The sequence below is a fragment of the Mesorhizobium sp. M7A.F.Ca.MR.245.00.0.0 genome (genome assembly GCF_003997415.1).
In the GTDB taxonomy this organism is placed as follows: Bacteria; Pseudomonadota; Alphaproteobacteria; order Rhizobiales; family Rhizobiaceae; genus Mesorhizobium.
On record NZ_RZTE01000005.1, the window covers coordinates 186,886 to 201,401 of the forward strand.

Annotated in this window: 11 protein-coding genes and 1 pseudogene; 8 read left to right on the forward strand and 4 right to left on the reverse strand. The window is 61.9% G+C overall.

Annotated elements, in window-relative coordinates:
• Together EOB80_RS35145 and EOB80_RS08855 are read right to left on the reverse strand one after the other, a co-directional pair.
• Nucleotides 1-359 (reverse strand): annotated as a pseudogene (locus EOB80_RS35145) (anthranilate phosphoribosyltransferase); the annotation flags it as partial.
• Entirely contained in the window at nucleotides 356-2,248 is a 1,893-nt protein-coding gene (locus tag EOB80_RS08855) for a SurA N-terminal domain-containing protein (protein ID WP_127327367.1), read from the reverse strand. The pseudogene EOB80_RS35145 and the gene EOB80_RS08855, both read right to left, overlap by 4 nt.
• Before the next feature lie 145 nt (nucleotides 2,249-2,393).
• Between EOB80_RS08855 and tpiA the strand changes: the two genes are divergently transcribed.
• The 5 genes from tpiA (at nucleotide 2,394) to EOB80_RS08880 (ending at nucleotide 7,471) form a co-directional block, all read left to right on the forward strand.
• Complete coding sequence (gene tpiA / locus EOB80_RS08860; protein ID WP_127327368.1) at nucleotides 2,394-3,161, forward strand: triose-phosphate isomerase; 768 nt, start codon at nucleotides 2,394-2,396, stop codon at nucleotides 3,159-3,161.
• A 170-nt stretch (nucleotides 3,162-3,331) separates the two neighbouring features.
• Nucleotides 3,332-3,802, forward strand: coding sequence for a preprotein translocase subunit SecG (secG, locus tag EOB80_RS08865; protein WP_127268768.1), 471 nt, complete (start codon nucleotides 3,332-3,334; stop codon nucleotides 3,800-3,802).
• A gap of 211 nt (nucleotides 3,803-4,013) precedes the next feature.
• A complete protein-coding gene (locus EOB80_RS08870) occupies nucleotides 4,014-5,141 on the forward strand; it encodes a L,D-transpeptidase (protein WP_127327369.1) in 1,128 nt (375 codons plus the stop codon).
• A gap of 146 nt (nucleotides 5,142-5,287) precedes the next feature.
• A complete protein-coding gene (locus EOB80_RS08875; RefSeq protein WP_164748819.1) occupies nucleotides 5,288-6,916 on the forward strand; it encodes a CTP synthase in 1,629 nt (542 codons plus the stop codon).
• 18 nt (nucleotides 6,917-6,934) lie between these two features.
• Nucleotides 6,935-7,471, forward strand: coding sequence for a DUF1697 domain-containing protein (locus EOB80_RS08880; RefSeq protein ID WP_127327370.1), 537 nt, complete (start codon nucleotides 6,935-6,937; stop codon nucleotides 7,469-7,471).
• 37 nt (nucleotides 7,472-7,508) lie between these two features.
• On the opposite strand, the gene EOB80_RS08885 is transcribed toward EOB80_RS08880, so the two are convergent.
• Complete coding sequence (locus EOB80_RS08885; protein ID WP_127327371.1) at nucleotides 7,509-8,966, reverse strand: NCS1 family nucleobase:cation symporter-1; 1,458 nt, start codon at nucleotides 8,964-8,966, stop codon at nucleotides 7,509-7,511.
• A 242-nt stretch (nucleotides 8,967-9,208) separates the two neighbouring features.
• A complete protein-coding gene (locus EOB80_RS08890) occupies nucleotides 9,209-10,111 on the reverse strand; it encodes a LysR family transcriptional regulator (RefSeq protein WP_127327372.1) in 903 nt (300 codons plus the stop codon).
• Nucleotides 10,112-10,342: 231 nt separating this feature from the next.
• Between EOB80_RS08890 and EOB80_RS08895 the strand changes: the two genes are divergently transcribed.
• From EOB80_RS08895 to EOB80_RS08905, 3 genes are read left to right on the forward strand one after another with little or no spacing between them, the layout of a single operon-like run.
• On the forward strand, nucleotides 10,343-11,857 hold the full coding sequence (locus EOB80_RS08895; protein ID WP_127327373.1) for a leucyl aminopeptidase: 1,515 nt from the start codon (nucleotides 10,343-10,345) through the stop codon (nucleotides 11,855-11,857).
• Between the two features lie 55 nt (nucleotides 11,858-11,912).
• Nucleotides 11,913-12,818, forward strand: a complete 906-nt coding sequence (locus EOB80_RS08900) for a proline iminopeptidase-family hydrolase (RefSeq protein ID WP_127327374.1) — start codon at nucleotides 11,913-11,915, stop codon at nucleotides 12,816-12,818.
• Between the two features lie 19 nt (nucleotides 12,819-12,837).
• Nucleotides 12,838-14,499 carry an ABC transporter substrate-binding protein gene (locus tag EOB80_RS08905; protein ID WP_024503325.1) on the forward strand — a complete coding sequence of 554 codons (1,662 nt, stop codon included), beginning with the start codon at nucleotides 12,838-12,840 and terminating at the stop codon, nucleotides 14,497-14,499.
• Nucleotides 14,500-14,516 lie beyond the last annotated feature (17 nt).

The following is a 14,516-nucleotide window of genomic DNA, read 5'->3' on the forward strand; positions in this document are numbered from 1 at the left end:
CCCGTCAACGATGACAGGCCGCGATTGCCGTGTTTGGCAACCGGCACGCCGCTGCCGGCAACGACGAAGGCCGATGCCGTCGAAATGTTGACGCTGTGAGAATTGTCGCCGCCGGTGCCGACGATGTCGATGGCGTCGGTCGGCGCGTCGACGTGCAGCATCTTGCCCCGCATGGTTGCGACGGCGCCTGAAATCTCGCTCACCGTCTCGCCGCGCACACGCAGCGCCATCAGGAAACCGCCGATCTGGCCGGGGGTCGCGTCACCCGACATGATGATGTCGAAGGCCTCGCGCGCTTCCTCGAAGGAAAGCGCGCTACCGGTCGCGATCTTGGCGATATGGGTTTTCAGCGCGCTCATCTTGTCGAGGCTTGGGCGACGGCGGCCTGGTCGATGCGAACGTCGTACTGCGTCTGCAACTGCGCCACCAACTGGTCGAGCAGGTCATCCGACATGCCGGAGGTGAAGGATTTCTGCGCGTCGTCCGGCACCGAACTGGCATCGGCTCCGGCGGGCTCGAACACTTCGGCGACCTTGTACAGGATCTGCCCGTCTCCGGTGGGTGAGGGGATCAGGCCGGTGCCGCCTTCGCCGACACCGAACATGGCTGCCGCACCCTCCTTACCGAAGTCGACATCGTCAGCCTCACGCTTGACACCGCGCTTGGTCTGCTTTTCGAGCTTCAGTTCGCTGGCGATGACATCGAGCGTTGCGCCGGCCTTGAGCCGCTTTTCCAGTTCGTCAGCCTTGGCGACCAGCCGCTTGCTTATTTCCGCCGCCGTCCAGTCGGCGACGACTTTCTGACGAACCTCATCCAGCGTGCGGTCGCGAGCCGGCGTGACGGACGCCACCTCATAGAAGACGAAGCCGTTGTCGGCTGTGGTCAAGGCATCGTTTTCCGTGTTGGGTTCGGCGTCGAAGACGGCTTTGATCAGCTCCGGCGATTGCGGCAGGTCCTTGACGATGCTTGCATCTGGCCGCAGTCCACTACGATCGATGGCGTCGATGGTGACGACCTTCAGCTTCAGCTTGGCCGCGGCCTCCGCCAGCGAACTCCCGGCGGCGCGGGTGTCATCGTAATTGTCGCGCACGTCCAGTAGGATGCGACTTGCCTCGCCCAGCGCCAGATCCTTGCGGATCTGATCGGACACCTCGGCCAGTGGTTTCACCACCTCGGGCTTGATCTCGGTGACGCGCAGCAGCACCGGACCGAAGGCGCCTTGCACGACCTGACTGACTTCATTGGCGTTGAGCGAAAAGGCCGCGTCGGCGACCGCCTTGTCGGCGATCTTGTCCTTGGCAAGCGTGCCGATCAACGTATCGGCCGGCGTCTTGCCTTCCGCCGTGACAAGCTTGTCGAAAGTGGCGCCGGCCTTGAGCGAATCGAGTGCGGCCTTGGCCGCATCCGGCGTCTTGAACACGAGCTGCTCGACGGTGCGCAGTTCCGGCGTGGTGTAACGCGCCTTGTTCTTGTTGTAGTCGTCGCTGACCTGGCTGTCGGTGACGGCGGTCGTATCCATGATGTCGACGGGTTCGAGGCGGACATAGGAAAATTTGCGGTATTCGGGTGCCGCATATGTCTTCTTGTTGGCTTCGAAATAGGCCGAGAGCACGCTATCGGACGGCGCCGCGATCGGCTCGACCAGTGCCTTGGGCAGCGTCAAATAGTCGATGGTGCGGTCTTCGCCGCGATAGAGCGCAACCGCCTTGAAGAAAGTGTCCGGAGCCTTGAGGCCATCCGAGACCGCTTCGACGATCTGCTGGCGCACCGCCACCTGGGCACGGTTCTTCAAATAGTCCTCGGGCCGCATGCCGATCTGCTGCAGCATATATTCGAACGTTCTGCGGTCGAACTGGCCGCCCGGGCCCTTGAAGGCGGGGTCCTCGCGTGTCAGCTCGGCCAGCCGGTCCTTGGAAAGTCCGAGGCCCAGCTTGCGGGCCTGTTCGTCGAGAACGGCACCAGAGACGAGCTGAGCCAACACCTGGTTGTCGACGCCGAGCGCCTTTGCCTGTTCGTGGCTGAGACGTTGGCCGAACTGTTGCGACATGACGGCGAGCTGGCGATCGTAGGCGAGACGGTATTCGTTGATCGATACTTTGGTGCCGCCGGCGGTTATCACCGAATCGTGGCCGGCAAGACCGCTCATCAGCTGTCCGGAAACGCCCCAGACCAAAAAGCTGAGCACCAGCAGCACCAACAGCCCCTTCGCGACCCAGGTGCCTGCCGCGCTTCTCAATATACCAAGCATTTTTACTTCCGATTTATGCGCATTTTCGCACGCGCCGAGTCTGAAACAAGCGCAATAGCGCCCTTCCGGCCCACTGTCGATTGCTTTGTGGCCTGATTTTGGTAGTGAGGGCCAGAGCCCCGATATCATCCGGAGAAGCAAACCCATGACGCCAGGAATTCGCCCGCTCGTCGCCGGCAACTGGAAAATGAACGGCACCAGCGCCTCGCTCAACGAGCTCCGGATGATCGGCAACGGTTTCATGAGCGGACTTGACGCGGAGACCGAAGCGCTGGTTTGCGTTCCCGCAACCCTGCTTGCTCACGCCGCGGAGATCCTGTCACGCACGCCGGTGCATGCCGGCGGTGAGGATTGCCATACCAAGGAGAGCGGCGCCTACACCGGCTGCATCTCGGCGGAAATGCTCAGGGATGCCGGTGCGAGCCATGTCATCGTCGGCCATTCCGAATGCCGCGAGCAACGCGGCGAGGATGACGCCACTGTCCAGGCCAAGGCATCCGCCGCATGGCGTGCCGGGCTTGTTGCCATCATTTGCGTCGGCGAAACGCATGAACAGCGTGAAGCGGGCGCCACGTTGGACGTGCTGTCGCGGCAGATCGATGGTTCGGTGCCGCCAAGCGCCACCCCGTCCAACACGATCATTGCCTATGAGCCGGTATGGGCGATCGGCACCGGCCTGACGCCGACGGCCGGCGATGTGGCGGCAGCACATGCACATATCCGCGAAAAGCTGTCGGAAAAGCTCGGCGGCGTCGCGGCGAAGATGCGCATTCTCTACGGCGGCTCGGTCAAGCCCTCCAACGCGGTCGAACTGCTCGGCGTCAGGAATGTCGACGGTGCGCTGGTCGGCGGCGCCAGCCTGAAAGCGGCGGATTTTCTCGGCATCGCCGAGGCTTATCGCAATATTGCCTGAAGACATTCGCTCCGCCGGACAGGGCTTCCGGTGCACGAAATCGTTGCAAAGGACGGGTTGCTTCCCATATTCCGGCCACGGGCTTGGAAATGCCGTCAAAGCATTGTATTGAGCCGCCTCCAATTCACCGGTCGTGTCCGCGGCCGGGCAAGGCCTTGCCAGGATAAACTATGGAAACCGTACTGATCGTCATCCATCTCATGGTCGTGCTCGCCCTTGTCGGCGTGGTGCTGCTGCAGCGTTCCGAAGGCGGCGGCCTCGGCATCGGTGGCGGATCCGGCTTCATGACCGCGCGTGGTGCTGCCAATGCCCTGACGCGTGCGACGGCGATCCTGGCGGCCGCCTTCTTCGCCACGTCACTGACACTGTCGATCGTCGCCCGCTACGGCGAGAAGCCGATCGACATCCTCGACCGCGTGCCGGCGACGTCGGACGGTGCGGGCAAAGGCGTGCTCAACCAGTTGCCCGGCACGACCACCCCGGCGCCCGCCGGCAGCACCACGCCGACGCCGCCTTCCGGCAACGACGCTGCGGCTCCGGCGACTGCCCCGGCCACGGCGCCTGCCGCCGGTTCGACGCCGCCGGCGACCAACGGCACGGCTCCCGCCGCACCGGCGACCCCGCAGGTCCCGAACCAATAGTCTTCCACGCTTGAAACCGCGATCTGTGGTCGTTTGAACACAGTCGCGGCAAATGCAGCAAGATCACGAAGATTCGACAGGGTGAGGCGGGGCCTCGCGCTTGAGGCAGCCGCGCTTATTCGACTATAGATTGCGCGCGGCATTTCCGGCGCCCTTGGGGGGCGCTGGGCGACGCCGTGGGCAACAAGCATAGAACGATCGGATCTTCGCCATGCAGCTTCGCAGCTTCATTTTCCTGGGACTTTGCGCCGCACTCGGCATGAGTTCCCCAGCCTCCGCCGGCGTGCCGGCAAATATGGCCGCACAGCCTTCGGCTGAAACAACTTCTGCAATCAACGTCGCCGTCAAGAGTGATGCGTCGCAATTGAAGCTTCTCAAGAAGAAGAAAAACCCGACGCCCGACGACCTCGCCCAGATCAAGAAGATCGAGGCCAAGATCGTTGCCGACAAGGAAGCCGCCAAAGCCAAGGCGCTCGAAGCCAGGAAACTGGCGATGCGCGAGGCGGCCAAGGCCAAGGCCGACGCTGAACGGCAGGCGTTCCTGGCCAAGAAGGGCAAGAGCGCGCAGGCAACCCAGGTGGCCGATGCCAAGCCAGCCAAGAAGCTGGTTGCCAAGATCATCGAACCGATCGAACCGATCGCGCCGATCCAGTCGGCCGAGCCGCTTCCGGCAGAGGCGATGAACATCGCCCTGACCGGCAACAATGGCGAGTTGCGCAGCGAGGTCATCGGCCAGAAGCAGCCGAGCAGCGGCGGTTTGTTCGCCGGTCTCTTCGGCGGTAGCTCTTCCTCTTCGTCGATTTCATATCTTCCCGAGACACGGGCTCTCGACCAGGCTCTCGCCAAGAGGGAAGCCAAGAAGCAGTTCAAGGTGAAGCCGGAATTCGTGCCGCAGGACGTGGAATTCAGCGGTTACGCTGCCGGCACCATCGTTATCGACACCAGCGCGCGCCGCCTCTACCTCGTCGAATCGTCCTCCACCGCGCGCCGCTACGCCATCGCGGTCGGCCGCGACGGCCTGCAGTTCAAGGGTACGGTTGCAGTCGGTGACAAGCAGGAATGGCCGCGCTGGATCCCGACGCTGGACATGCAGAAGCGCGAGCCGAAGCATTACGGCCAGTATAAGGACGGTATGCCCGGCGGTGGCCAAAATCCGCTCGGCGCGCGCGCCATCTATCTCTATGACGGCAAGAAGGACACGCATCTGCGCATCCACGGCACCATTGCGCCGCAGTCGATCGGAACCAGCGCTTCGAATGGTTGCTTCCGCATGATCAACGAGCACGTCATGGACCTTTACAGCCGCGTCAGGGTTGGCACCAAGGTCGTCATCATCTGACGTTTTCGTCATCCTGCCGAAAGGGCCGGCTCAGCCGGCCCTTTTGTTTTGCCTTGTTCACGATCCAAGCGCCTTCTTGGGAAAAAAGCTTCGCGGCGGTTTTTTCTCTGGCGGAATCAATCCGGCCGCGTTAAGCGATGACTCCCATGGCGCGATATGTATTCATCACAGGCGGCGTGGTTTCCTCACTTGGAAAAGGCATTGCCGCAGCGGCCCTTGGGGCTCTCCTGCAGGCGCGAGGCTATCGCGCACGCATCAAAAAACTCGATCCCTACCTGAATGTCGATCCCGGCACGATGTCGCCGTATCAGCATGGCGAAGTCTTCGTCACCGACGATGGCGCGGAAACCGATCTCGATCTTGGCCATTACGAGCGCTTCACAGGCCGCTCCGCCAACCAGCAGGACAACATCACCACCGGCCGCATCTACAAGAACATCATCGAGCGCGAGCGGCGCGGCGACTATCTCGGCGCAACCGTGCAGGTCATCCCGCACGTCACCGATGAGATCAAGAATTTCGTTCTCAACGGCAATGACGACTATGATTTCGTGTTGTGCGAGATCGGCGGCACGGTCGGCGACATCGAGGCGATGCCATTCCTGGAAGCTATTCGCCAGCTCGGCAACGACCTGCCGCGCAACAACGCCGTCTACGTCCATCTGACGCTGATGCCCTACATCCCGACGGCAGGCGAGCTGAAGACCAAGCCGACTCAGCATTCGGTCAAGGAGCTGCGCGGCATCGGCATCGCGCCCGATATCCTGCTGGTCCGTGCCGACCGCGCCATTCCCAAGGAAGAGCGCAGGAAACTGTCGCTGTTTTGCAATGTGCGCGAAAGTGCCGTGATTCAGGCGCTCGACGTGCCGCATATCTACGATGTGCCGATGGCATACCATAGGGAAGGGCTCGATTCGGAAGTGCTGGCCGCCTTCGGCATCGATCCGGCGCCGAAGCCGCGCATGGAGCCGTGGCAGGCGGTGTCCAACCGCATCCACAATCCTGAAGGCGAGGTCACCATCGCCGTTGTCGGCAAATATACCGGCCTCAAGGATGCCTACAAATCTCTGATCGAGGCGCTCTCGCATGGCGGCCTTGCCAACCACGTCAAGGTCAAGCTCGACTGGATCGAATCCGAGATCTTCGAAAAGGAAGATCCGACGCCATGGCTGGAAAAGGTGCATGGCATCCTGGTCCCAGGCGGCTTTGGCGAGCGCGGTGCGGAAGGCAAGATCCTGGCGGCGAAGTTCGCGCGTGAGCGCAAGGTGCCGTATTTCGGCATCTGCTTCGGCATGCAGATGGCCTGCATCGAGGCGGCGCGGTCGCTGGCCGGCGTCGAACATGCGTCTTCGACCGAGTTTGGTCCGACCGAGGAACCGGTGGTCGGCCTGATGACCGAATGGCTGAAAGGCAACATGCTGGAGAAGCGCCGCGAAACCGGCGATCTCGGCGGCACCATGCGGCTCGGCGCCTATCAGGCCGAGCTCGCCAAGGGCTCCAAGATCGCCGAGATTTATGGCGACACACAGATTTTCGAGCGCCATCGCCACCGCTACGAGGTCAATGTCGACTACAAGGAGCGGCTCGAGGATTGCGGCCTGGTGTTTGCCGGCATGTCGCCCGACGGCGTGTTGCCGGAAACGGTCGAATACCCGGACCATCCGTGGTTCATCGGCGTGCAGTATCACCCGGAACTGAAAAGCCGGCCGCTCGAGCCGCATCCGCTGTTCGCCAGTTTCATCGAGGCGGCCGTGGAGCAGAGCCGGCTGGTGTAGCGATCAGGTCGGGCGGCAATGCAGACCTATGTCGCGCTGCTTTACAGCATCATCCTGGGCGAGGGCCGCCGGGTCGTCATGGCCGACCTCAAGGCCATGGCCGAAGAGCTCGGGCTAAATAACCCGCGCACGTTGGTGGCGACGGGCAATCTGGTCTTCGAAGCGCCGGTGACGGATATCGCCGACCTCGAACAGTGGTTGGAGGCAGCCTTTGAAAAAACCTTCGGCCGCCATGTCGATATCATCGTGCGCGGTGCCGAGGACTGGTTGAAGCTTGCCGCCGGCAATCCGTTCCCGGCCGATTCGGCTAAAGCAGGCGATCAGGTGGCCGTACGGGTGATGCGTAAGCCTGCGCCCGAGGAGGCCGTGACGGCACTGCAGGCCTATGCCGCCGAGGACGAGAAAGTGACTTCGCTCGGCGGCGACATCTGGGTCGTCTTTTCGCGAGAGAGGCCAAGCTCGCGGCTGCTTGCGGCAATGAATCACAAGCGCATGGGCACGGGCACGTCTCGCAACTGGAACACAGTGCGCAGATTGGCCGAGATGCTGGGGTAGGTTTTGGGGCGGCTCTCGCCGCCCCAGATTCACCTTGTCAGGCTTTCGCGGTCTTGGCGCCTGCGCCAAGGGCGGCGGTGCGCAGCACGTAGTAGATAATGCCGGCGATCGCCACCCCGAAGAACCAGCCATAGACGCCCCACCAGGACGGCAGCCAGTTGGTGAAGTTGGGCAGGATCGACGAGAAGATGGCGCCGATGCCTGCTGCGATGAATGCATTGACGTGCCAGCCGCCCTGGAAACGGAACTCGCCGTCCTCGCGGTAGAGCGCCTCGACGTCGACCTCGCCCTTCCGGATCAGGTAGTAGTCGACCATCATCACGCCGAAGATCGGCCCCATTGTCGCGCCGATGATGTTGACGAAGGAAGCGGCACTGCCTTCCCACGGCGCGAAGGGGTAAAGCAGCAGGGCAATCACGGCCGCGATATAGCCGCCCTTCTTGAAGTCGATCTGCCTGGGAAAGACGTTGGAGAAGTCGAAGGCCGGCGAGACGAAGTTTGCCACCACGTTGATGCCGAGGGTTGCCACGGCAAAAGTCAGGGCTGCGAGCGCTGCCAGGAACCAGCTGTCGAATTTCGCCGAGATCTGGTCGGGATGCAGCAGCACTTCGCCATAGACATCAAAGGCGGCAATGGTGGTGACGCCGGCGACCAGCGAGAACAGGATCAGGTTGATCGGCAGGCCCCAGATGTTGCCCTTGCGCAGCGATGCCTTGTCCGGCGCGTAACGGGCGAAATCGCAGAAGTTGAGATAGAGCGCCGAGAAATAGGTGACCCAGATCGCCGCCACCGCAAACAGCGAGGTCCACGATCCCGGCGTGCCCGGCACGCCCGCGTCCTTCGTCTTGTCCAGCAGCACGTCCATCGGGATATCGCTGGTGAAGGCAAATCTCCCGGATTTGACGCAGAGATAGATCGCCAGGATCAGCATCATCACCCAAACCGCGGGGCCGGCCCAGTCCTGGAAGCGGCGCACCGTTTCCATGCCGTTCTGGATGATCAGCAGTTGCAGCCCCCAGATGACCACGTAGCAGATCACCTCCAGGCCGGTATGGCCGAGGAAATGCGTGCTGGCGTTGAAATCGGCGAACCATTGTGTGCGGATCAGCAGCGCCACGATCGCGCCCGAGGCGGCGGCCGTCTGCGCGCCGTACCAGAAACAGGCGACGATGGCGCGCACCAGTGCCGGTATGTTGGCGCCCCAGATGCCGAAAGAGGCGCGGGCAAGCACGGGGTAGGGCACGCCCGTCTTCACGCCGGCATAGCCGACCATGTTCATCAGCACATAGATGATCAGCGAGCCGATACCGATGGCGATGATGAAGTTGACGAAGCCGCCGCAGAACAGAAACAGGCTAGCGGCCAGATAGTAGCCCCAAAGGCTGTGGACGTCCGACGTCCAGACGTTGAAGATCGAGAATGGTCCCCAGTTTCGAACTTTGGCCGGAGCCAGATCCTCGTTGTACAGATCAGGTGAAGCACCCTGTATCGTCATGGCAATGTTCCCCTTTTGCAGCACGCGCCCTCACGCGTTGACCGCGTGCAGGTTAAGCCTGCCGCAGGGGAACCGACAAGCAACCTATTTGCCGGCTTTGGCCTTAAAGATATTCAATGAGAACTGCGATTATCGATGCAAGGTGATGGTGGGTCATCGCTGAACCCGGCACGGATGATTCGAAGTTCGACGCTGGGCTTCCAATGTGAAGCGGTGGCTGCCGACATCTTCGGTAGGGGGCCCTAAGCGATGGCCATCACCTGCTTGTGGTCCGCGACTTCAGCGAGCAGCCAATCCTGAAACAGGCCGGTGCCTGGTTTGTTGCCGATGCTGCGACGCTGATGCAGGTAAATGCCGGCCGGATAGGTGTGGCGGACATGGAACGGCGCGACCAGTTTGCCTTGCTGCAGAAAATCTTGCGCCATGATCGTGTCCGCAAGCGCTATTCCGGCGCCATTGATCGCTTCGCGCATGATGAGCGTACAATCATCCAGTGTTGTGCTGGATTTTGGCGTCGTTTCCAGAACGCCTTCCTGCTCCAGCCAACGCTTCCATCTCATGGTTTCGCATTCATGGATCAGATGATGATTGACCAGATCGGCCGGCGATCGCAGCGGCACAGGCCCCTCCAAAAGCGAAGGCGCACAGACCGGGGTCAAAAGCAGCGGGATCAGCAGCGTCAAAGCCGGGCCGGCCTTGTAGACGAACTCGTCGACAATGGCCAAATCGAAGTTGGCGCGCTTGCCTGAAGTGGAGATCTCCAAATCCACCGACGGATGCAACCGGCGAAAGTTCGGCAACCGGTCCGCCAGCCAAAGGTTCAGAACGGTGGGCACGCACAAGACCCGGACCCGTTGGATCTTGCCGTGGCGCGACCCCTCGGACAGGCTGACGTCATCGGTGGCGCGCCAGATGGCTTCGAACGCCTCCGAGAGGCTGCGCGCATAGTAGGAGCCCCTGATGGTTGGCGTTATCTGGCGAAAACCGCGTTCGAACAGGTCCTGGCCAAGATTTCGTTCAAGCGCGCGGATGTGGCGGCTGACAGCCGAGGGTGTCAGATGCAGTTCTTCCGCCGCGTCCTTGACGCTGCCGAGGCGAGCGGCGGCCTCGAAAGCGCGCATGCCATTGAGTGAGGGAAGGGCCATTGGCCGATCATGAATTGTCAGTTGAGTTTTTGTCAATCGACATGGGCAGAATTCGCGTTTGATCGCCTGCCCCGTTAGGGGATACCCAGAGGACAAGAGCAATTAAGTCGTCTCAAGCGACTGTTTGGGAACACCGGTACCATACCATCGGCTGAGACCGGCTTGACCAGTCTCACCGGTGGAGAGCGAAGCTTTGCTCGGTATCGCCGCAATTGGAGAGAGCGCCAGCCTATGCCTCAATCGCCAGCGCCGGTCTTCGAAGCTGCGGAGGAGATTTCCGCGGAAACCTCCGTCGTCGTGATTTTGCAAACTGCCCAACCAGGCTTTGGTCCCCGGGCAGCGGCTCTGGACGCTGAGATGAGCGGGATCGTGTCACGTGCTTGCTCCGACCCGGCCGCCTTGGCCGAATCCGGCACCTGCATCGATCTCATCGCCCCGCAAACAGTATCGACCAAGCGCGTGATCGTCCTGGCCTTGGGCAAAGCTGAAGCCGTAACCACCCTCTCGTTGGCGCGCGCCGGCGGTCTGCTTGCCGCGCATCTGGAGGGCAAGGGGGAATGCGCGGCCACTCTGGTCCTGGACCCCATCGCTGGCATTGAACTATCCGGCGCCGAAATCCTGGCGCGTGTCGCGCTTGGCATGCGGCTGCGCCGCTATCGTTTCGACATGCGCAACCGGCGGCAAGGCGCGGGGGCGGATCGAACCTTGCGGGTGAAACTGGTCGGAGCCGGCGGCCCGGATCTGACCGCGGCGCTGACGCGGATCAATGCAATCGCCGATGGCGTCGAATATGCACGCACCTTGGTCAACCTGCCGCCAAACCATCTCCACCCCGACAATTTCCATGATCATCTGGAGCCGCTGCGTGAAGCCGGCATCGACATCGAAATGCTCGATGCCGCGCAACTGAAGGAGCTCGGCATGAACGCGCTCCTCGCCGTTGGGTCGGGCTCGGCGCGTCCGCCACGGGTCGCTGTCCTGCGCTACCGCGGCAAGGGTGCTCCCGCCCAACCACTCGCTTTCGTCGGCAAAGGCGTCTGCTTCGATTCGGGAGGCCTCTGCATCAAGGGCGGAGCGCAGATGTTCGACATGAAAGCCGACATGGGCGGAGCGGCGGCTGTGGTCGGCCTGCTGATCGCGCTCGCCCGGCAAGGCAGCCCGGTACACGTTGTCGGTGTTCTCGGCATCGCCGAGAACATGCCATCGGGCACCGCGCTCAAACCGCGCGACATCATCACCACGGCCTCGGGACAGACAGTGGAAGTGTTCGACACGGATGCGGAGGGACGCCTGCTTCTGGCCGACTGCCTCTACTATGCAGCCACGCGCTTCAACCCTTCGGTGATCGTCGATCTGGCGACGCTGACCTATTCGGTGACGCGTGGCCTGGGGTCGATATTCGCAGGCCTATTCAGCACCGACGATGCCATCGCTTCACAGATGATCGCGGCCGGAGAAACGGTCGGCGAGCGGTTCTGGCGGCTGCCGCTCGACCGGGCCTATGATGAGGGTCTGCAATCGCCGTTCGCGGACCTCAGGCATCATGCCAAGGACATGGAAGACGGCGACGCTCCCTATGCGGCGGCCTTCCTGCGTCACTTCACGGAAGACCGCCCCTGGGTGCATCTCGACATCGCCAGCAAGGAACTGACCGACACCGATCGGCCTCTGGGCAGGCAAGGCGCCACGGCATTTGGCGTGCAGATGCTGGAAGAATGGGTGCAGGTCACCCGCAACATGAGTTAGGGCGCCTGCCGTCACGGACAAATACAAGATGCCTTCAACCGCACTGGGAACTGGGATGTCATCTGAGATCATAGGCATGGAAGGACGGGCCGCTTTCGGCGCCTACGAGACCTGGTATCGGGTCACCGGTGAACTCGGTGGCGAAAAGGCGCCTGTGGTGATCCTGCATGGCGGCCCGGGCGTCGCTCACAATTATGTCGACGCCTACAAGCTTCTTGCGCGCAGGGATCGCGTCGTCATCCACTACGACCAGTTGGGCTGCGGCAATTCCACCTTGCTGCCTGAGAAAGGCGCCGATTTCTGGACGCCTGGGCTGTTCATCGACGAGCTTGAAAACCTGGTCGACCATCTCGGCATTCGGGCGGGCTTCCACGTGCTCGGCCAGAGCTGGGGCGGCATGCTGGGCGCCGAATATGCCGTGACGCGGCCGCAGGGCCTGAAGTCGCTGACCATTGCCAACTCGCCGGCGTCCATGAAACTGTGGGTCGAAGAGGCCAACCGGTTGCGTGCGGATCTGCCTGCGGATGTGCAGGAGACCCTGACCCGACACGAGCAGGCCGGCACGACAAACGATGCGGCGTACCAGGCGGCGACGATGGTGTTCTACGAGCGGCATGTCTGCCAGGTCGTGCCTTTCCCGTCCGAAGTCACGGAAAGTTTCGCCCAGGTCGTGCGCAATCCGACCGTCTATAATCTGATGAATGGGCCAAACGAGTTCCACGTCATCGGAACGCTGAAGAACTGGAGCATCGTCGACCGTCTGCCGGCCATCGATGTTCCCACCCTGATCATCTCCGGACGTCACGACGAGGCCACGCCCGCGACCGTGCAGCCCTACAAGGACGGCATCAAGGGGTCTCGCTGGGAAATATTCGAGCATTCCAGCCACATGCCGCATGTCGAAGAGCAAGATGCGTGCATGCGGGTGGTGGGAGACTTCCTGGACCACAACGACAATTGAAGAAAAGGGGAATGAAGACATGAAGAAACTGCTTCTGGCGGCAACAGCCGCGGCATTGCTGGCCGGTACATGGCTGGCCCCGGCACAGGCCGAATATCTCAAGGAGCACCGAGGCGGCACCATCCGCCTGCTGGCCCGCTCCGCGGCCGGAACGCTCGATCCGCACATCAATTACACGGACCAGGGCTGGCAGATGTACCAGCCGATCTATGACGGCCTGGTAGCCTTCCGCAAGGCCGAGGGTATGGACGGCTTCACCATCGTTCCCGATCTGGCCGAGGCGTTGCCGCAGGTCAGCAATGACGGCAAGACCTTCACCTTCAAGCTGCGCAAGGGCATCAAGTTCTCCAGTGGCCAGGATCTTGGCGTGAAGGACGTCGTCGCTTCTTTCCAGCGCATCTTCAAGGTTTCCGGACCCACCTCCGGCACGTTCTATGCCGGCATCGTCGGTGCCGACAAATGCCTGGCCGACACCAAGAGCTGCACGCTGGAAGGCGGCGTTGTCGGCGACGAAGCGGCCGGCACCATCACCATCAACATCACCAAGCCGGATGCCGAGCTGCTCTACAAGCTCGCCTTGCCGCATGCCGTGGTCCTGCCGGCGGACACGCCCGCCGAAGACATGGGCTCCAAGCCCATTCCCAGCACCGGCGCGTACATGATCTCCGCCTTCGACCCGAACAAGGGCATGACGGTCTCCCGCAACCCCAATTTCAAGCAGTGGAGCGAAGAAGCCCAGCCGGACGGCTATCCGGATGTCGTCCAATATGATTTCGGCCTGTCCGAAGAGGCAGCCGTCACCGCGATCCAGAACGGCGAAGCGGACTGGATGTTCGACGCTCTGCCCAGCGATCGCCTGGGCGAACTGGGCAGCAAGTCCATGGACCAGCTGCACATCTCACCGCTTTCGGCTTGGTGGTACGCGCCGCTGAACAACCGTCTCGCACCCTTCGACAATGAAAAAGCCCGCCAGGCCGTTGCCTATGCGATCGATCGCAACACGCTGGTCAAGCTGTTCGGCGGCAAGGTGCTGGCCTCGCCGGTCTGTCAGGTCCTGCCCCCGGACTTCCCCGGCCATGAAGACTATTGCCCCTTCACCAAGAATCCGGGCGCCAAATGGTCGGCTCCTGATCTCGACAAGGCAAAGCAGCTCGTCGAGGACTCCGGCACCAAGGGCCAGAAGGTGACGATCATCGTCGAGGACACCGCCATTTCGCGCTCCATCGGCGTCTATCTGCAGAGCGTTCTGACCAGCATCGGCTATGTCGCCGACGTCAAGCCGATCTCGTCCAATATCCAGTTCACCTACATTCAGAACACCAACAACAAGGTGCAGATGTCCGTTACCCAATGGTACAAGGACTATCCTGCGGCTTCGGACTTCCTGAACATCCTGTTCAGCTGCGCCTCCTTCCGTGAAGGTTCGGATGCCTCGATCAACATCGCCGGCTTCTGCGACAAGGAAATCGACGCCAAGATGCAAAAGGCATTGGACCTCGGCGTCACCGATCAGAAAGCCGCCGACAAAATGTGGGCTGAAATCGACAGGCAGGTCACCGACAAGGCACCTGCCGTCGGCCTCTTCACGCCGAAGCGGCTTGACTTTGTCAGCAAACGTCTTGGCAATTTCAAGTTCAACCGTCAGTTCAACTGGATGATCACCCAATCCTGGGTGCAGTGATGGCCTGGGTGCAGTAA